This is a genomic window from Parvibaculum sp., assembly GCF_030694575.1.
In the GTDB taxonomy this organism is placed as follows: Bacteria; Pseudomonadota; Alphaproteobacteria; order Parvibaculales; family Parvibaculaceae; genus Parvibaculum.
This window is the reverse complement of the sequence record NZ_JAUYUS010000117.1, coordinates 42684-59703: the sequence shown is the minus strand read 5'-3', so window position 1 is coordinate 59703 and position 17020 is coordinate 42684. Positions and strand designations below refer to the sequence as shown.

Here is a 17020-nt window from a genome sequence, read left to right as displayed (position 1 = left end):
AGGGGCCGGGGCGACAGGTAAAAGCTGACACCCTATATTTCCTTAACGAAACGGACGGACGGGGCTTTCATGCCCTCCCGTCCCTTGTGTCCCGAGAACGAGCGGAAAATGGCCGGCGTCAACGAGATCAGAAGCAAATATCTGGAGTTCTTCCGGGCGCAGGGCCATGAGGTCGTGGCCTCCGGCCCGCTCGTGCCGAACAACGATCCGACGCTACTCTTCACCAATGCCGGCATGGTGCCGTTCAAGAACGTCTTCACCGGCCAGGAGACGCGGCCCTACAAGCGCGCGGCGAGCGCACAGAAATGCGTGCGCGCGGGCGGCAAGCACAACGATCTCGACAATGTCGGCTACACAGCCCGCCACCACACCTTCTTCGAGATGCTCGGCAACTTCTCCTTCGGCGACTACTACAAGGCCGAGGCGATCGAGTTCGCCTGGAACCTCATCACGAAGGAACTCGCGCTGCCCGAAAGCCGCCTCATGGTCACGATCTACGAGGATGACGACGAGGCGCACGGGCTCTGGAAGAAGATCGCAGGCCTCACGGACGACAGGATCGTCCGCCTCGGCGCCAAGTCGAATTTCTGGCAGATGGGCGACACAGGCCCCTGCGGTCCGAATTCGGAAATCTTCTACGATCACGGCGACAAGGTGCCCGGCGGCCCGCCCGGCAGCCCGGACGAGGATGGCGACCGCTTCATCGAAATCTGGAACCTCGTCTTCATGCAGTACGAGCAGCATGAGGACGGTTCGCGCACGCGGCTGCCCAAGCCCTCGATCGACACCGGCATGGGGCTCGAACGCATCGCCGCCGTGCTGCAGGGCACGCATGACAACTACTCGACCGACCTGATGCGCTCGCTGATCGTCGCCTCGGCGGAAGCGTCGAAGAGCGACCCGGACGGCCCGCATTCGGTCAGCCACCGCGTCATCGCGGATCATCTGCGCTCGTCTTCCTTCCTGCTCGCCGACGGCGTGATGCCGTCCAACGAGGGCCGCGGCTATGTGCTTCGCCGCATCATGCGCCGCGCCATGCGCCATGCGCAGCTTGTCGGCGTGGCCGAGCCGCTGATGTGGCGGCTGGTGCCCGCGCTCGTCCGTCAGATGGGCGATGCCTATCCCGAACTTCGCCGCGCCGAGGCGCTCGTCACCGAAACGCTGAAGCTCGAGGAAACCCGTTTCCGCGAAACCCTCACACGCGGGCTGAAGCTGCTCGACGAGGAAATCGAGAGCCTCGGCGGCAAGGGCGTGCTTGCGGGCGAGGTCGCCTTCAAGCTCTACGACACCTATGGCTTCCCCCTCGATCTCACGCAGGATGCGCTGCGCTCGCGCGGCATGAGCGTCGATCAGGCGGGCTTCGACGCCGCGATGGCCAAGCAGCGGCAGGATGCGCGCGCGGCCTGGTCGGGCTCGGGCGAAAAGGCGACGGAAGCCGTCTGGTTCGAGCTGCGCGACAAGGTCGGTGCCACCGAATTCCTCGGCTATGAAAGCGAGATCGCGGAAGGCAAGGTCGTCGCGCTCCTCGTCGACGGCAAGCCCGTCGACAAGGTGGAAGCGGGCACGGAAGCCGCGCTCATCACCAACCAGACGCCGTTCTACGGCGAGTCCGGCGGCCAGGTCGGCGATACCGGCATCGTCTTCTCGGCGGATGGCGCGGAGTTTCCCGTGCTCGACACGGTGAAGAAGCTCGGCGCGCTGCACGTCCATATCGGCAAGCTCACGCGCGGCAAGCTGAAGGTCGGCGACATCGTCGAGATGAAGGTCGACAAAGCGCTGCGCGATGCGACGCGCGCCAATCATTCGGCGACGCATCTGCTGCACGAGGCACTGCGCCGCGTGCTCGGCGCCCATGTCACGCAGAAGGGCTCGATGGTCGGGCCGGAGCGGCTGCGCTTCGACTTCAGCCATCCGAAGCCGATGACGGCGGAGGAGATTTCCGCGGTCGAGGAAATCGTCAATCGCGTGATCCGGCAAAACGCGGAAGTCACGACGCGGCTGATGACGCCCGAACAGGCGATCGAGGCGGGCGCGCTGGCGCTCTTCGGCGAGAAATACGGCGACGAGGTGCGCGTGCTCGCGATGGGCCTCGACGACGCCAATGCGAACGGCATGTATTCGGTCGAGCTTTGCGGCGGCACGCATGTGCGCCGCGTCGGCGACATCGCGCTCTTCAAGATCGTGAGCGAGAGCGCGGTCGCTTCGGGCATCCGCCGCATCGAGGCGCTGACGGGCGAGGGCGCGCGCGCCTATCTCGTCGGCCAGGAGCGCATCGCCAGGGAAGCCGCGGGTGCGCTTCGCATCTCCACGGAAGACCTGCCGGCCCGCGTCGTCTCGCTGATGGAAGAGCGCAAGAAGCTCGAGCGCGAACTGGCGCAGGCGAAGAAGCAACTCGCCATGGGCGGTGGCGGCGGTGCCGCCGCGCCAGAAGCGCAGGTGCAGGAGTTCGGCGGCGTGAAGCTCATCGCGCGCAAGCTTGAGGGCGTGAACCCGAAAGACCTTCGCGGCCTGATCGACGAGAGCAAGAAGCAGGTCGGCTCCGGCGTCGTCGCGCTGGTCGCGATTTCCGAAGACGGCAAGGGCGCCATCGCGGTCGGCGTCACCGACGATCTCACCTCGCGCTACAACGCGGTCGAACTCGTGAAGGCGGGCGCGGCGGCGATGGGCGGCAAGGGCGGCGGCGGCCGTCCCGACATGGCGCAGGCCGGCGGCCCGGAAGCCGAAAAGGCCGACGCCGCGCTCGACGCGGTGCGTGCCGCGGTCGGCGAACTCGCGGGCGCTGCGTAGGCAGCGCCTCTCTCTCTACCACCCTCCCCCAAGGGGAGGGTGGTGTAGAGGAGCGTCCACGAAAATAAACTTATCCCCCTGCATTCCTCCGTACCCATATTAAATCCATCTCGCTCCACCGAAGGGCGCGTCCGGACTGGCCGAATGCGTGGAGAGGGAAAGTTGCTGTTCCGCGGCCCATGGAAACCAGACCATGCCCCCGGAAGGACCGAGGACAGAGCGGGGCACTACGACCCCGGGCAGGCCGGCGCCGATAAAAGCGAACGGGTTGTCTTGAAAGACTCTCTTGGACCGGAAAATCGCAACGCGCGGGGCGGAACGAGAAACGCCCTTACATGTGCCACATGTCACATGCGAGATACATGTGCGGTTCGAGTTCCAATGCCCCGCGCACCTTCTTCTTTCGCGCAAAACCCCGGAGGCCTCGCCTCGCGGGGCCGTTCGTGCTGTGGGCGGCTTCCGCGATCCGGCGTCAGTCCGCGTCTGTGCCGGGGGTGTTGGCGCCTTCGGGGCGTTTGCGGAAAAACAGGTCGAACATGCCGTCTTCGCCGATGACGCGGCCGAGTTCCCTGATGCCGAAGAAGGGGATGAGGGCGATGAAAATCATGACGGTGAGAGAGAGGACCGCCGGCAGGCTGCCGAGGTCCATGCCGTCGCCGCCGGCGGCTTCATGTGGGCGGAGCCAATGGAGGAGGGCTTCCTCGGCGAGGTTGAAGCCGATGAGGACGAGCGAGAAAAGCGCGGACTTGATGAGGATCGGCCAGATCAGCGGCAGATGCTCGGCGCGCGATCCGAGTTTCAGGTGCTCGCCGATCAGGATGAACTTCGCGAAGACCAGCGCCTTCAGCGTCGCCGCGCCGAAATGGGCAACAAGGCTCCAGTCCGTCAGGACGAGCGTATTGTGCAGCGTGTAGACGCTGAGGAGCAGCCAGAGATAGGCGAAGATAAAGAAGAAATGACGCAGCCTGAAAAACCACCCTGTCTTTCCACTATGGGGTCTTCCGGTGGACATTCTGCTTCTTCTTTCGCTGACCGGTCCGGTTCGTCCGCGGATCAGGCCTGCTTCGCCAGTGCCTTGTCGAGATTGCTCGCGACCTTGTCGAGGAAGCCTTCCGTCGAGAGCCATGACTGTTCGGAGCCGACCAGCAGCGCCAGGTCCTTCGTCATGTGGCCGCTTTCGACCGTCGAGACGCAGACCTTTTCCAGCGTCTGGGAGAACTTCGCCAGCGCGTCGTTGCCGTCGAGCTTGGCGCGGTGCGACAGGCCGCGTGTCCAGGCGAAGATCGAGGCGATGGAGTTGGTCGAGGTTTCCTCGCCGCGCTGATGGGCGCGGAAATGGCGCGTCACCGTGCCGTGGGCGGCTTCGGCTTCCATGATCTTGCCGTCCGGCGTCAGCAGCACGGAGGTCATCAGGCCGAGCGAGCCGAAGCCCTGGGCCACCGAATCCGACTGCACGTCGCCGTCGTAGTTCTTGCAGGCCCAGACATAGCCGCCGGACCACTTCATCGCCGAGGCCACCATGTCGTCGATCAGGCGGTGCTCGTAGGTGATCTTCGCGGCGTCGTAATCGGCCTTGAATTCCTTCTCGTAGATTTCCTGGAAGAGATTCTTGAAGCGGCCGTCATAGGTTTTGAGGATCGTGTTCTTGGTCGAGAGATAGACCGGGTATTTCCGGTCGAGACCGAATTTCAGGCAGGAGCGCGCGAAGTCGCGGATCGAATCGTCGAGGTTGTACATGCCCATGGCGACGCCGGCGGCGGGGAAGTTGAACACTTCCTCCTCGATCGTCTCCTTGCCGTCCTCGGACACCCACTTCATGGTGAGCTTGCCCTTGCCGGGGATCAGGATGTCGGTGGCGCGGTACTGGTCGCCGAAGGCGTGGCGGCCGATCACGATCGGCTCCGTCCAGCCGGGCACGAGGCGCGGGATGTTGCGGCAGATGATGGGCTCGCGGAACACGGTGCCGCCGAGGATGTTGCGGATGGTGCCGTTGGGCGACTTCCACATCTTCTTGAGGCCGAATTCCTTCACGCGGGCTTCGTCCGGCGTGATGGTCGCGCATTTGACGCCGACGCCGTACTTCTTGATCGCCTCGGCGCTTTCGACCGTCACCTTGTCGTCGGTGGCGTCGCGGTGCTCCATGCCGAGGTCGTAATAGTCGATGTCGAGGTCCAGATAGGGGAAGATCAGCTTGTCCTTGATCATCTGCCAGATGATCCGGGTCATCTCATCGCCATCGAGATCGACCACGGGGTTTGCGACTTTGATCTTCGGCATGGGGGATCCTTCGAACTTGGTAACAGGCGGGCGGGCAGGGCGCGCGGCAAGGGACGCGGGGGGGCCGGGAATGGCCCTCTTCCTATAACATTGCGCGCGGATTGATTAAAGGCGGGCAATCGCTTATTGAGCGCGAGCCCCTTTCCCCCAAGGGAACAGAGAGAATATAGCGGAGCGGCATGGCCGGCACGGACCAGACCAGGAAAGACGAAGCCCCGCGCGAGGCGGGACCGGCCGTGATTCTCGTGGCGCCGCAGCTTGGCGAGAATATCGGCACGGCGGCGCGCGCCATGCTCAATTTCGGCCTCACGGACCTGCGCATCGTGCGTCCTCGCGACGGCTGGCCGAACGAGCGCGCCCGGGCGGCGGCGTCGGGCGCCGACATTGTGATTGACGGGGCCGGGCTTTACGCCACGACGGCGGAGGCGATCGCGGACCTCGATTATGTCGTGGCGACGACAGCCCGCCCGCGCGACATGGTGAAGCCCATCCTCACGCCCGAGACCTCGGCTACACGGCTGCGCGAGGCGCATGCGGCGGGCGGCCGGTCCGGGCTTCTCTTCGGGCCGGAGCGCACCGGGCTCGAGAACGACGACCTCGCGCTTTCAGATGCGCTGATGATGGTGCCGGTGAACCCCGCCTTCGCCTCGCTCAATCTCGCGCAATGCGTATTGCTGATGTCCTACGAGTGGTTCAAGGCGGGCGACCGGACCGAAGCGGAGCGGATCGAATATCTGCAGACGCGCCCGGCGACGAAAGAGGAGCTTGTCGGCTTCTTCAATCACCTCGAAGGCGAGCTCGATCGCTTCGGTTTCCTGAAGCCGCCGGAGAAGCGGCCCTCGATGATCCGCAACCTGCGCAACATGTTCCAGCGCGCGGTGCTGACCGAGCAGGAAGTCCGCACATTGCGCGGCGTCGTCGCGGCGCTGACGCGCCGCTATCCGAAAGGCGAGGGACCGCCGGACTGACAGGCTGCGCGGATGAGGGATCTGCCGGAGGGGGGAACAAATGGATCGGTATACAGGTACGCTCGCATCGCTGGGCTCGCGTCCGCTGCCGCAATGGTACGACGACGCCAAGTTCGGCATTTTCATCCATTGGGGCCTGTTCTCGATCCCCGCCTTCGCGCCGCGCCTCGGCAGCATCTCGGATGCCTTCAAGAAGGACTACGACCGCGCCGTCGCGATGACGCCCTATACCGAGTGGTATGCGAACGCGATCAAGGTGCCCGGAACGCCCTCGGCGCAGTTTCATGCCGAGCAGTATGGCGGCCGTCCCTATGGCGATTTTCGTGAAGCCTTCGCCGCGGGCCTGAAAAGCTGGGATCCGGACAGTTGGGCCGAAGCCTTTGCGAATGCGGGTGCGAAATATGTCGTGCTGGTGACGAAACATCATGACGGGTTCTGCCTGTGGCCGAGCGGCGTCGAGAACCGCCACGAGCAGGGCTGGACGACGGAGCGTGACATCGTGGGCGAACTCGCGCGGGCCGTTCGCGCGCAGGGCTTGCGCTTCGGTGTCTATTATTCCGGCGGCATCGACTGGACCTTCAACCGCGAGCCGCTCCGCACGTTTGCCGATTTCATCGGTTCGATGCCGGGTGGCGACTATCCCGCCTATGCGATGGCGCAGACGCGCGAGCTGATCGAGCGCTACGAGCCCAGCGTGCTCTGGAACGACATTTCCTGGCCGACCGGCTTCGACGACATGCTGGGTCTCTTTGCCGACTACTACAACGCCGTGCCCGAAGGCGTCGTCAACGACCGCTGGGTCCATGTCCGGCTGTCGTCGAAATTGCTGCGCCTCAAGCCTGCCCGGCGCCTGCTCGACTTCTTCGCCAAGCGGTACATCGCAAAGCATCCCGAAGCGGTCGAGGGTGTGCTGCCGCAGGAAATTCCGCACAGCGATTTCCGCACGCCCGAATATCGCCGCTTCCCGACCGTGCAGGCCAAGAAGTGGGAGGCGACGCGCGGCATGAGCCATTCCTTCGGTTTCAATCGCAACGACGGGGAAGAGGATTATCAGGCGGCGGACACGCTCATCGCCGATTTCATCGACGGCGTGGCGAAGGGCGGCAACCTGCTCCTCAATATCGGTCCGCGCGGCGAGGACGCCGCGATCCCCGAGCCGCAGCTTGCCCGCCTCAAGGCGTTTGGCGATTGGCTCAGGGTCAATGGCACCGCGATCTACGGGACGGGGCCGGGCGGGGCGCCCGGCGAGACGGCCGCCGCCGTCACGGATGAGGAGCTGGAGGTCCGGTTCACGCGCCGGGCCGGGGTTGTGAACATCCTCATCCTGGGGCGGCCCACCGGCGAGAGCCTGCGTCTGCGCAATGTGGCGCTGGCGGGCGAGGCGGCGCTCCTGAGCGACGGCAGCCCCGTCCAGTTGCGGGCGGAGGAGGACGATCTGGTGCTGCAGTTCCGGCATCCGCTGGAGGGCGGCTTTGCCCCGGTCGTCGCCGTGACGGAAGGCCGCGTTTGACAGGGGCACCCCCTCGCGCTAAAACCCGCCTCGAAACGGGCTCCCGGATTTGGGGGCCTGTTTTATTTAACTACGCACCCGCGGGGACGGCGACGCTTGTAGCCATCCCCTGTCGGCCCAAAAAGGGCAGAGGAGGGCGCGTTTCCGTCATTCTTGACCAAGGAAACCGCGATGACAAAGCGCCAGGAGTCCAAGTACAAAATCGACCGCCGGATGGGCGAAAACATCTGGGGTCGTCCGAAGAGCCCGGTCAACCGCCGCGAATACGGCCCCGGCCAGCACGGCCAGCGCCGCAAGGGCAAGCTCTCGGATTACGGCGTGCAGCTGCGCGCCAAGCAGAAGCTCAAGGGCTTCTACGGCAATATTTCCGAAAAGCAGTTCCGCGGCATCTACAAGGAGGCGAACCGCCTCCGCGGCGATACCAGTGAAATCCTGATCGGCCTGCTTGAGCGCCGCCTCGACGCGGTCGTCTATCGCGCCAAGTTCGTGATGACGCCCTTCGCCGCGCGCCAGTTCGTCGGCCATGGCCACATTCTGGTCAACGGCAAACGCGTCAACGTGCCGAGCTACCGCGTCCGCGAGGGCGATGTGATCGAGGTGCGCGAGAAGTCGAAGAACCTCGCCGTGGTTCTCGAAGCCGCGCAGTCGGCCGAGCGCGACACGCCGGACTACATCGAAGTCGACCACGACAAGATGGTCGCGAAGTTCGTCCGCGTTCCGGCCTTCGGCGACGTGCCCTACGCCGCCCACATGGAACCGAACCTCGTCGTCGAATTCTATTCGCGCAGCTAGTCCTGCCGCGTCACGACAAAAGAAAAGGCCGCGCGTTGCGCGGCCTTTTTTGTGCCCGTCCGGCGAAGAAGCTTACGCCGCTTCCGTCTGGATGCCCTTCTGCGCGAGGTAGTCGCGCAGTTCACCCTGCTCGAACATCTCGCGGATGATGTCGCAGCCGCCGACGAATTCGCCCTTCACATAGAGCTGCGGAATGGTGGGCCATTCCGAGAATTCCTTGATGCCCTGGCGGATGTCGTCATCCTCCAGCACGTTGATGCCCTTGAAGGGGACGCCGAGATAGGTCAGCACCTGCACGACGGCGTTGGAAAAGCCGCATTGCGGAAAGACCGGCGTGCCCTTCATGAACAGCACCACGTCCTGGCTCGCCACTTCGCTTTTGATGCGGTCGAAGACCGGATTTTCGCTCATGTCGTTTCGTCCTTTCGCGGCTCGGGGCCGGCGCTTGTGTCAGTCCTGCGGCGCGCTGGTCTGCAGCGCCAATGCGTGAAGCTCGCTGCCCATCCCGCCCTTCAAGGCGCTGTAGACCATCTGGTGCTGCTGCACGCGGGTCTTGCCCTTGAAGGCGGCCGAGATGACGTTGGCGGCGTAGTGGTCGCCGTCGCCCGCCAGATCGCGGATGTCGACGATCGCATCGGGGATGGCTTCCTTGATGAGACGTTCGATATCCGAGGCGGTCATAGCCATGTCGTGCGCGTCTCCCGTTTGGCGCCGGCGATCACAGTTCGGCGCCTGCCGCCATATAGGCAGGCAACCAACTCTCATGGGCGGCCTTTATACCCGTCAATGATATGGGAACGCCGCCGTTGAGTGTCAATTCGTTACCGCCGGTGGTGCCGAGGCGGGTGGCGGGAACGCCCGCTTTTCCGGCCCGGGCGATGAAGGCTTCCGCCTCCTTTTCCGGCATGGTTACCAGGTAGCGGGCCTGATCCTCGCCGAAAGCCCAGGCGTGGAGGGGCAGGACGGCGTCCGGTTTGACGCTTGCGCCGAGGCCGCCCGCCATCGCCATTTCGGCGAGTGCCACCAGGATGCCGCCATCCGAAATGTCGTGAACGGCGGTGGTTCTGCCGGCGCGGATTTCGGTCCGCACGAAGTCGCCGTTGCGGCGCTCGACGGCGAGGTCGACGGGCGGCGGCGCGCTGCGGTCGTTGGTCTTTCCGGCGATGTCGCGCAGATAGATGCTCTGGCCGAGATGGCCTTTCGTCTCGCCGATCAGCACGATGGCCTCGCCGGCCGCCTTGAAGGCGACGGTCACGCGCTGTTCGAAATTATCGAGCAGGCCGACCGCGCCGATGGCGGGTGTCGGCAGGATGCCCTTGCCGTTGGTCTCGTTGTAGAGCGACACATTGCCCGAGACGACAGGGAAGTCGAGAGCGCGGCAGGCATCGCCGATGCCTTCGATGCAGCCGACGAACTGGCCCATGATGTCCGGCTTTTCGGGGTTGCCGAAATTCAGGTTGTCGGTGATGGCAAGCGGCTCCGCACCCACTGCCGTCAGGTTGCGCCAGCATTCGGCAACCGCCTGCCTGCCGCCTTCGCGCGGGTCGGCGGCGCAATAGCGCGGCGTCACGTCGAGCGTGAAGGCGAGGCCCTTGGGCCCGTTCTCGACGCGGATCACGGCCGCGTCGCCGCCGGGGCCGATGGCGGTGTTGCCCTGAATGAGGTGGTCATATTGTTCCCAGACCCAGCGGCGCGAGCACATGTCGGGCAGCGCCAGCATCCGGGTCAGCACATCGCCGATATCGTTCGGCGCGGGCACGTCGGCCGGGTCGAGCGGCTTCGGCTTTTCCGCCGCGATCCAGGGGCGGTCGTATTCGGGCGCCTGATCGCCCAGTTCCTTGATCGGCAGATCGGCCATGACCTGGCCATGCTGCTTGATCAGGAAGCGCAGATCGTCGGTCGTCTTGCCGATCACCGCGAAGTCGAGGCCCCATTTGACGAAGATCGCCTCGGCCTCTTTCTCCTTCGCCGGGTCGAGCACCATGAGCATGCGCTCCTGGCTTTCCGACAGCATCATTTCGTAGGCCGTCATGCCGTCTTCGCGGCAGGGCACCTTGTCGAGGTCGAGTTCGACGCCGAGATCGCCCTTCGCGCCCATTTCGACGGCGGAGCAGGTGAGGCCGGCGGCGCCCATGTCCTGAATGGCGATGACGGCGCCGGACGCCATCAGTTCGAGGCAGGCTTCGAGCAGCAGCTTTTCGGAGAAGGGATCGCCGATCTGCACGGTCGGGCGTTTCTCTTCCGAGTTCTCGCCGAATTCGGCCGATGCCATGGTCGCGCCGTGAATGCCGTCGCGTCCGGTCTTGGAGCCGAGATAGACGATGGGGAGGCCGACGCCCTTCGCTTCCGAATAGAAAATCTTGTCGGCGTCCGCGAGGCCCGCCGCGAAGGCGTTCACGAGGCAGTTGCCGTTGTAGCTCGGATCGAAATTCACTTCGCCACCGATGGTCGGCACGCCGAAGCTGTTGCCGTAGCCGCCGACGCCCGCGACGACGCCCGACACGATGTGCCGCGTGCGCGGATGGTCCGGCTCGCCGAAACGGAGCGCGTTCAGCGCCGCAATGGGCCGCGCGCCCATCGTGAAGACGTCGCGCAGTATGCCGCCGACGCCGGTCGCGGCGCCTTCATGCGGTTCGATGTAGGAGGGATGGTTGTGGCTTTCCATCTTGAAGATGATCGCCTGCCCGTCGCCGATATCGACGACGCCCGCATTCTCGCCCGGCCCGCAGATGACGCGCGGTCCTGTGGTGGGCAGCGTGCGCAGCCACTTCTTCGACGATTTGTACGAGCAGTGCTCGTTCCACATGGCGGAGAAGATGCCGAGTTCGGTCAGCGTCGGTTCGCGGCCGATCAGGTCGAGAATGCGCTGGTACTCGTCGGGCTTGAGGCCGTGCTCGGCGATCAGCTCCGGGGTGATCCTGACATCGTTCGGTATCACGCAACCGCCTCCAGCACGCTTTCGAACAGGGCCCTGCCGTCGGTCGAGCCGTTCAGCGGTTCGATCATGTTTTCGGGATGCGGCATCAGGCCGAACACATTGCCGCGTTCGTTGAGAATACCGGCAATGTCGTTCAGCGAGCCGTTCGGGTTGGTGCCATGCGCATAGCGCAGGCCGACGCGGCCTTCGCCCTCGAGGCGCTTCAGCGTTTCCGGGTCGGTGAAGTAATTACCGTCGCCATGCGCGACGGGGCAGCGCCACACCTGGCCTGCTTCGTATTTGCGCGTGAAGTCCGTATCGGCATTCGCGACTTCGAGGTCGACATGCTTGCAGACGAATTTCAGGCCGGCGTTCCGCATCAGCACGCCGGGCAGCAGGCCCGCCTCGCAAAGGATCTGGAAGCCGTTGCAGACGCCCAGCACGCGCACGCCCCTGTCGGCCGCCTTCGCGATCGCCGGCATGATATTGCCGCGCGCGGCGATGGCGCCGGTGCGGAGATAGTCGCCATAGGAAAAGCCGCCGCACAGCACCACAAGGTCGGTGTCGGGCAGATCGCGGTCGGCATGCCAGACGGCTGCCGGCCTGGTGCCGGTGATGGTCTCGAGCGCGCGCAGCATGTCGCGCTCGCGGTTGGAGCCGGGAAAGACGACGACGGCTGATTTCATGCTCACTTCTCGTCCAGCTCGACCGCGTAGTTTTCGATCACCGTGTTGGCGAGGAGCTTCTTGCTCATCTCTTCCAGCGCGGCGCGTGCCTTTGCCGGGTCCGTCTCGGCGAGTTCGACCTCGAAGAGCTTGCCCTGACGGACGCTTGCGACGCCCGAAAAGCCGAGCGAGCCCAGCGCGCCCTCGATGGCCTTTCCCTGCGGATCGAGAACGCCGTTCTTCAGCGTGACTTTGATACGCGCTTTCATACTTCCTCGCGTCACTTCACCAGTTTGGGGCCGCTGCGCTTCGGCTCGTTCTCGAACAGGATGCCGAGCCGCCGTGCGACTTCCGAATAGGCTTCGATCAGTCCACCCATGTCGCGGCGGAAGCGGTCCTTGTCCATCTTGTCGTTGGTGCGGGTGTCCCACAGCCGGCAGCAATCCGGGCTGATCTCGTCCGCGAGGACGACGCGCACCATCTCGCCTTCGTAGAGGCGGCCGAACTCGACCTTGAAGTCGACAAGGCGGATGCCGATGCCGAGGAAGAGGCCGGTCAGGAAGTCGTTGATGCGCAGCGCGAGCGCCATCATGTCGTCGATTTCCTGCGGCGTCGCCCAGCCGAAGGCCGTGATGTGTTCTTCCGACACCATCGGGTCGTGCAGCTCGTCGTTCTTGTAGTAGAACTCGATGATCGAGCGCGGCAGCACCGTGCCCTCGTCGATGCCGAGGCGCTTCGAAAGCGAACCGGCCGCCACGTTGCGCACCACCACCTCGCAGGGGATGATCTCGACTTCGCGGATGAGCTGTTCGCGCATGTTGAGCGCGCGGATGAAATGCGTCGGTACGCCGATCTCGTTCAGCCGCGTGAAAATGAATTCCGAGATGCGGTTGTTGAGGACGCCCTTGCCCTCGATGGTGGCGCGTTTCTGCGCGTCGAAGGCCGTCGCATCGTCCTTGAAGTGCTGAATGAGCGTGCCCGGTTCCGGGCCCTCGTAAAGCACCTTTGCCTTGCCTTCGTAAACGCGTCTGCGCCGGCTCATGTCATGATTCCAATCGGTTAGCCCGGAGGGTCGTCTGGGCGCGCGGGGGTCGCCCGCGCGAATTTCGAGGGGCCGCTCCAAGGCGGTAGGAGAGCCGGAAGCGGCAGCGGAATCGGCCCTCCGGCGTGCGCAAAGTACCCCAAGGCCAGAAGCGATACAACGAGCCTTTGGTGCGGCGCAACCCTGGAGAAAAACGGCTGGAAATCAGGGCTTTAGCCAATTTGCCGCAAGGCGCCGCCCGTCTTCCGTTCGCGGTTGATTTGGGGAGGCCGGGCGGCTATGCCTAGGGTCAAATTGCCGCCGGCCGCGCTTTCGCTGGCCGGGGCGCATCCGCCCTCTGAACGGAGAGTTTCCATTCATGTCCACCTTCGACAAGCGCGAAGACGGTTTCGAGAAGAAGTTCGTCCATGACGAAGAGTTGCGTTTCAAGGCCAATGCGCGGCGCAACAAGCTGCTCGGGCTCTGGGCGGCGGAACTGATGGGGCTTTCCGGCGACGCCGCCGCGGCCTATGCGCAGGAAGTGATCGCGGCCGATTTCCAGGAAGCCGGCGACGAGGACGTTTTCCGCAAGATTCGCGGCGATTTCGACGCCAAGGGCGTGGAGCAGTCGGATCACCAGATCCGCCGCACCATGACCGAACTGATGGATGAGGCGGTCCGCCAGCTCCAGAGCTGAGGACGGCTACTGCTCGAAAACGGAGATGCAGCCGAGAAGCAGCATCTCGTCTACCGACGCGCCCTCCATCGGCAGATGGACGATTTCAAGTTTCAGGAAATCGCGGTTCACGCCGCCGAGCCGCCCCTGTGTCACATGGGGGCGGCGGTCGCGCGTGACCATCCGATAGACCTCCGCGTTCTCGGCGACGTGGTCAGGATGGTAGAAACCCGAAATCGTCAGGCCCGTCGGATCGAAATCGAGCCAGCGCGTCAGCTTGGTGCCGACAAGGCGCAGGCGCCAGTCCGTTGCCGTTTCGTCGGTCGGCTGCAGCACGAACACATTCGGAAGCAGGGGCGCGGCCTCGCGGCAGGGGAGGTCGGCGCGGCGAAGCACGCGGCCGTTGATGTGGTGCTTTTCCCAGAATGCGATGAGGGCCAGCGATTCAGGATGGGTGGCAGCCGGGATCGCCTCGACGAGCGCCTCTATTCGGGCGGTCTGGGCCTCTGTGGGGAGCTGATTTCTCGCATCGGCGTGCATCGTCGCCATCCTGGCTTCATGTCGCGGAGTGTTCTGTCCGCTGGTTTCATGTCATCAGTAAAGCAATAAAATCCCCTTAAAATAGAGGCATTTCCGGTTCGAAACGGTGTCAGTTTCCCTCCGCGGCCTTCATCAGCGTAGCCGCAAAGCTGCGGGCCGCGGTTTCCCTTGCGTCCGTTTCGGAGAGGCCGGGGATATTGTTTGCCGGCGACTCACGCAGGCGATGCATGGCGGCCCAGGCCACGATCTCGATGCCGAGCCGCGCCGCCAGGCGGAGGGCGGGCGAGGGCGTGCCTTTCCGGTTCGCGGCCTTCAGGGCCACGCTTGCAAGATGGTCACGGTGGCGGGCCCGGAGATCGCGCGCGTGCATTTCCTCGAATTCGGGTATTTCGGAGGAGCAGCGGTCGACCAGCCAGATGGCGCGGCGAGCCTCGCAGAGCATGTCGTAGAGCTCTTCGCCGATGCGGTGCAGCGTCTCCACCTCCACTGTCGCGCGCGGCTTCAGCGCATTGTCGAGCGCCGGCCAGTGGCGGACCTCCGCCGTCCGGGCCGAGAAGATCGCCGCCGTCGTCTTCATCCCGGGATCGGCGAGGGGCAGGGCGAGCGTGTTGAGTGGCTGCGCGCAGACCTTCAGGATCGCAAGGTGGAAGAGGGCCTCCTTGCTCGTCACATAGAGATAGAGGGTCCCGGCCGAAACGCCCGCCGCCTTGGCCACATCGGCCATTTGCGTGCGCCTTACCCCCAGATCCGTGAAGCAGGCAATGGCGGCTTCGGCGATGTCGTCCACCTTTTGCGGGGTCTTCTTGCGAGCCACTCCTCGTTCCTTCCTTTCCGGTTTCTCCGGCGGTTTCCCATCCGGATTTCGAATCGTCTTGACTCTCAGGATAAATGAATGAACCATTCAGTCAATTAATTCGGAGGGAGATGGAAAATGACCCGCCTTTGGCTCTGTCTGGTATTCGCGACGCTGTTGCCGTTTTCCGCGCTGGCGGAAGGCTGGACGCATTACGGGGGCGACGCGGGCGGGCAGCGCCATTCCGCATCGGCGCAGATCACGCCGGCGAATGTCGGCAAGCTCGCGCCGGCATGGACCTATTCGACAGGCGACATGACGGCCCGCGTGGACGACATGAAATACAGCGCCTTCGAGGGCACGCCGGTTCTGGTCGCGGGCTCGCTCATCTTCTGCTCGCCCTTCAACGAGGTGATCGCGCTCGATCCCGGCACGGGCGCGCAGAAGTGGCGCTACGACCCGAAGGTTGCGACCGGCTACCGGCCGGGCAACCAGTTCATCTGCAGGGGCGTCACGCCCTGGGTGGATGCGGCGGCGGGCGAGGGCGATCTCTGCGCCACGCGGCTTTTCATGGGCACGGTCGACTCGCGGCTCATCGCCCTCGATGCCGGGACAGGCCAGCCTTGCCTCGGCTTCGGCATGGACGGTGAAGTCCGCATCGATCCCGGTATGGCGCTTCAATGGCCCGGCGAATTCCAGATCACGTCGCCGCCTTCGGTCGCCAATGGCGTCGTCGTCATCGGTTCCGCCATCAGCGACAATCGCCGCGTCGATGCGCCGAAGGGCACGGTCCGCGCCTTCGATGCGCGCACGGGCAAGCCGCGCTGGGAATTCAATCCGGTGACACGCGGCGCGAAGGATCATCCCGAAGACTGGCCGCGCGGCGTCGCGGAACATACCGGTCATGCCAATGTCTGGGCGCCGATGTCGGCGGACGAGACGCGCGGGCTCTTCTTCCTGCCGACATCATCGCCCAGCCCCGACTTCTTCGGCGGCGAGCGTTCCGGCGACAACCGCTATGCGAATTCCGTCGTCGCGCTCGATGCCCGCACGGGCGATGTCCGCTGGCATTTCCAGACCGTGCATCATGACGTCTGGGACTACGATCTTCCCGCGCAGCCGAGCCTCGTCACGCTGACGCGCGACGGCAAGCCGCTCGATGCCGTGGTGCAGGTGACGAAGACCGGCTTCGTCTTCGTGCTGGACCGCGATACCGGGAAGCCGATCTTCGAGGTGGAAGAGCGCGCGGTGCCCCAAGGCGGCGCGGCGGGCGAGTTTCTCTCGCCGACGCAGCCCTTCCCCGTTGCACCGCCGCCGCTGGTGCCGCAGACGTTGTCGCCGGACGATGCCTGGGGCCTTACATACTGGGACCGCAAGGCCTGCCGCGAAAAGATCGCGGGCGCGCGTTCGGAAGGTCTCTTCACGCCCCCCTCGCCGCAAGGCACGATCATGTATCCCTTCACGGGCGGCGGTGCGAACTGGGGCGGCATGGCGTTCGATCCCGAAAGCCAGCTCATGTACATCAACACGAGCCGCGCCGCGCATCTCATCACGCTGATCCCGTCGGAAAACTATGAAGCCGCGAAAGCGGCCGAGCCGAACGAGGAAATCTCGCCGCAGGCGCCGACGCGCTGGGCGGTGAAGCGCGAGCTTGTGCTCTCGCCGCTCGATCTGCCCTGCAACCCGCCGCCCTGGGGCATGCTGACCGCAGTCGATCTCTCCGATGGCACGATCGCGTGGGAAAGTGTGCTCGGTACCGTGCGCGACCTCGCTCCAGTGCCACTGCCGTGGAAACTCGGCACGCCGAATTTCGGCGGACCCATCGTCACGGCGGGCGGCGTCGTCTTCATCGGAGCGGCGATGGACGATTACCTGCGCGCCTTCGACGCCGCCTCGGGCGAGGAGTTGTGGAAGGGCCGTCTTCCCGCGGGCGGGCAGGCGACGCCCATGACCTATGAATGGGAGGGCCGCCAATATGTCGTCATCGCCGCCGGCGGCCATGCCCGCGCGACGACGAGGCTCGGCGACTCCGTGGTTGCCTTCGCGTTGCCGGAGTAGCCCCGCATTCCGCTTG

16 protein-coding genes are annotated in these 17020 nt (G+C 64.8%); 6 read left to right on the top strand and 10 right to left on the bottom strand.

Translation table 11 applies throughout. The features are described 5' to 3' along the window. Positions 1–108 precede the first annotated feature (108 nt). The gene (gene alaS, locus Q8S60_RS16690) at positions 109–2787 is read left to right on the top strand and encodes an alanine--tRNA ligase (protein ID WP_305276633.1); all 2679 of its coding nucleotides are present in this window, start codon (positions 109–111) and stop codon (positions 2785–2787) included. A 472-nt stretch (positions 2788–3259) separates the two neighbouring features. On the opposite strand, the gene Q8S60_RS16685 is transcribed toward alaS, so the two are convergent. Together Q8S60_RS16685 and Q8S60_RS16680 are read right to left on the bottom strand one after the other, a co-directional pair. Further along, on the bottom strand, positions 3260–3799 hold the full coding sequence (locus Q8S60_RS16685; RefSeq protein WP_305276634.1) for a hypothetical protein: 540 nt from the start codon (positions 3797–3799) through the stop codon (positions 3260–3262). 41 nt (positions 3800–3840) lie between these two features. After that, on the bottom strand, positions 3841–5064 hold the full coding sequence (locus Q8S60_RS16680; protein ID WP_305276635.1) for an NADP-dependent isocitrate dehydrogenase: 1224 nt from the start codon (positions 5062–5064) through the stop codon (positions 3841–3843). Positions 5065–5243: 179 nt separating this feature from the next. Between Q8S60_RS16680 and Q8S60_RS16675 the strand changes: the two genes are divergently transcribed. The 3 genes from Q8S60_RS16675 to rpsD all read left to right on the top strand — a co-directional run bounded on the left by Q8S60_RS16675 (position 5244) and on the right by rpsD (position 8334). Next, a complete protein-coding gene (locus Q8S60_RS16675) occupies positions 5244–6032 on the top strand; it encodes an RNA methyltransferase (protein WP_305276636.1) in 789 nt (262 codons plus the stop codon). Positions 6033–6072: 40 nt separating this feature from the next. Continuing rightward, a complete protein-coding gene (locus Q8S60_RS16670; RefSeq protein WP_305276637.1) occupies positions 6073–7542 on the top strand; it encodes an alpha-L-fucosidase in 1470 nt (489 codons plus the stop codon). A 171-nt stretch (positions 7543–7713) separates the two neighbouring features. Further along, positions 7714–8334: a 30S ribosomal protein S4 gene (gene rpsD, locus Q8S60_RS16665; RefSeq protein WP_305276638.1), complete on the top strand. Its 621-nt coding sequence runs from the start codon at positions 7714–7716 to the stop codon at positions 8332–8334. 72 nt (positions 8335–8406) lie between these two features. Here rpsD and grxD read toward each other — a convergent pair whose 3' ends face one another. Genes grxD through purC form a run of 6 tightly spaced genes read right to left on the bottom strand, consistent with a single transcriptional unit; the run spans position 8407 to position 12958 of the window. Further along, a complete protein-coding gene (gene grxD, locus Q8S60_RS16660) occupies positions 8407–8745 on the bottom strand; it encodes a Grx4 family monothiol glutaredoxin (RefSeq protein ID WP_305276639.1) in 339 nt (112 codons plus the stop codon). Positions 8746–8784: 39 nt separating this feature from the next. After that, entirely contained in the window at positions 8785–9021 is a 237-nt protein-coding gene (locus Q8S60_RS16655) for a BolA family protein (protein ID WP_305276640.1), read from the bottom strand. Positions 9022–9052: 31 nt separating this feature from the next. After that, positions 9053–11272 carry a phosphoribosylformylglycinamidine synthase subunit PurL gene (gene purL / locus Q8S60_RS16650; RefSeq protein WP_305276641.1) on the bottom strand — a complete coding sequence of 740 codons (2220 nt, stop codon included), beginning with the start codon at positions 11270–11272 and terminating at the stop codon, positions 9053–9055. Continuing rightward, positions 11269–11937 (bottom strand): phosphoribosylformylglycinamidine synthase subunit PurQ, encoded by a 669-nt coding sequence (gene purQ / locus Q8S60_RS16645; RefSeq protein ID WP_305276642.1) that lies wholly within the window; start codon positions 11935–11937, stop codon positions 11269–11271. Before purQ ends, purL begins: the two co-directional genes overlap by 4 nt. A gap of 2 nt (positions 11938–11939) precedes the next feature. After that, positions 11940–12185, bottom strand: coding sequence for a phosphoribosylformylglycinamidine synthase subunit PurS (purS, locus tag Q8S60_RS16640; RefSeq protein WP_305276643.1), 246 nt, complete (start codon positions 12183–12185; stop codon positions 11940–11942). Between the two features lie 11 nt (positions 12186–12196). After that, complete coding sequence (gene purC / locus Q8S60_RS16635) at positions 12197–12958, bottom strand: phosphoribosylaminoimidazolesuccinocarboxamide synthase (RefSeq protein ID WP_012111509.1); 762 nt, start codon at positions 12956–12958, stop codon at positions 12197–12199. Between the two features lie 358 nt (positions 12959–13316). On the opposite strand from purC, the gene Q8S60_RS16630 reads away from it, so the two are divergent. Next, a complete protein-coding gene (locus Q8S60_RS16630; protein WP_305276644.1) occupies positions 13317–13634 on the top strand; it encodes a DUF1476 domain-containing protein in 318 nt (105 codons plus the stop codon). 6 nt (positions 13635–13640) lie between these two features. Here Q8S60_RS16630 and Q8S60_RS16625 read toward each other — a convergent pair whose 3' ends face one another. Together Q8S60_RS16625 and Q8S60_RS16620 are read right to left on the bottom strand one after the other, a co-directional pair. After that, positions 13641–14162, bottom strand: coding sequence for a PAS domain-containing protein (locus Q8S60_RS16625; protein WP_305276645.1), 522 nt, complete (start codon positions 14160–14162; stop codon positions 13641–13643). A 100-nt stretch (positions 14163–14262) separates the two neighbouring features. Continuing rightward, positions 14263–14967 carry a TetR/AcrR family transcriptional regulator gene (locus tag Q8S60_RS16620; protein WP_305276646.1) on the bottom strand — a complete coding sequence of 235 codons (705 nt, stop codon included), beginning with the start codon at positions 14965–14967 and terminating at the stop codon, positions 14263–14265. A gap of 117 nt (positions 14968–15084) precedes the next feature. On the opposite strand from Q8S60_RS16620, the gene Q8S60_RS16615 reads away from it, so the two are divergent. Then, entirely contained in the window at positions 15085–17004 is a 1920-nt protein-coding gene (locus tag Q8S60_RS16615) for a pyrroloquinoline quinone-dependent dehydrogenase (protein WP_305276647.1), read from the top strand. Positions 17005–17020: the final 16 nt, after the last annotated feature.

Bases quoted from the DNA above. Each gene is read 5' to 3' on its own strand.
- Q8S60_RS16680 (WP_305276635.1), bottom strand. From the start codon at position 5,064: ATGCCGAAGATCAAAGTCGCAAACCCCGTGGTCGATCTCGATGGCGAT.
- alaS (WP_305276633.1), top strand. From the start codon at position 109: ATGGCCGGCGTCAACGAGATCAGAAGCAAATATCTGGAGTTCTTCCGG.
- purC (WP_012111509.1), bottom strand. From the start codon at position 12,958: ATGAGCCGGCGCAGACGCGTTTACGAAGGCAAGGCAAAGGTGCTTTAC.
- Q8S60_RS16685 (WP_305276634.1), bottom strand. From the start codon at position 3,799: ATGTCCACCGGAAGACCCCATAGTGGAAAGACAGGGTGGTTTTTCAGG.
- Q8S60_RS16615 (WP_305276647.1), top strand. From the start codon at position 15,085: ATGACCCGCCTTTGGCTCTGTCTGGTATTCGCGACGCTGTTGCCGTTT.
- purS (WP_305276643.1), bottom strand. From the start codon at position 12,185: ATGAAAGCGCGTATCAAAGTCACGCTGAAGAACGGCGTTCTCGATCCG.
- grxD (WP_305276639.1), bottom strand. From the start codon at position 8,745: ATGAGCGAAAATCCGGTCTTCGACCGCATCAAAAGCGAAGTGGCGAGC.
- Q8S60_RS16625 (WP_305276645.1), bottom strand. From the start codon at position 14,162: ATGGCGACGATGCACGCCGATGCGAGAAATCAGCTCCCCACAGAGGCC.
- Q8S60_RS16675 (WP_305276636.1), top strand. From the start codon at position 5,244: ATGGCCGGCACGGACCAGACCAGGAAAGACGAAGCCCCGCGCGAGGCG.
- purQ (WP_305276642.1), bottom strand. From the start codon at position 11,937: ATGAAATCAGCCGTCGTCGTCTTTCCCGGCTCCAACCGCGAGCGCGAC.
- rpsD (WP_305276638.1), top strand. From the start codon at position 7,714: ATGACAAAGCGCCAGGAGTCCAAGTACAAAATCGACCGCCGGATGGGC.
- Q8S60_RS16630 (WP_305276644.1), top strand. From the start codon at position 13,317: ATGTCCACCTTCGACAAGCGCGAAGACGGTTTCGAGAAGAAGTTCGTC.
- Q8S60_RS16655 (WP_305276640.1), bottom strand. From the start codon at position 9,021: ATGGCTATGACCGCCTCGGATATCGAACGTCTCATCAAGGAAGCCATC.
- Q8S60_RS16670 (WP_305276637.1), top strand. From the start codon at position 6,073: ATGGATCGGTATACAGGTACGCTCGCATCGCTGGGCTCGCGTCCGCTG.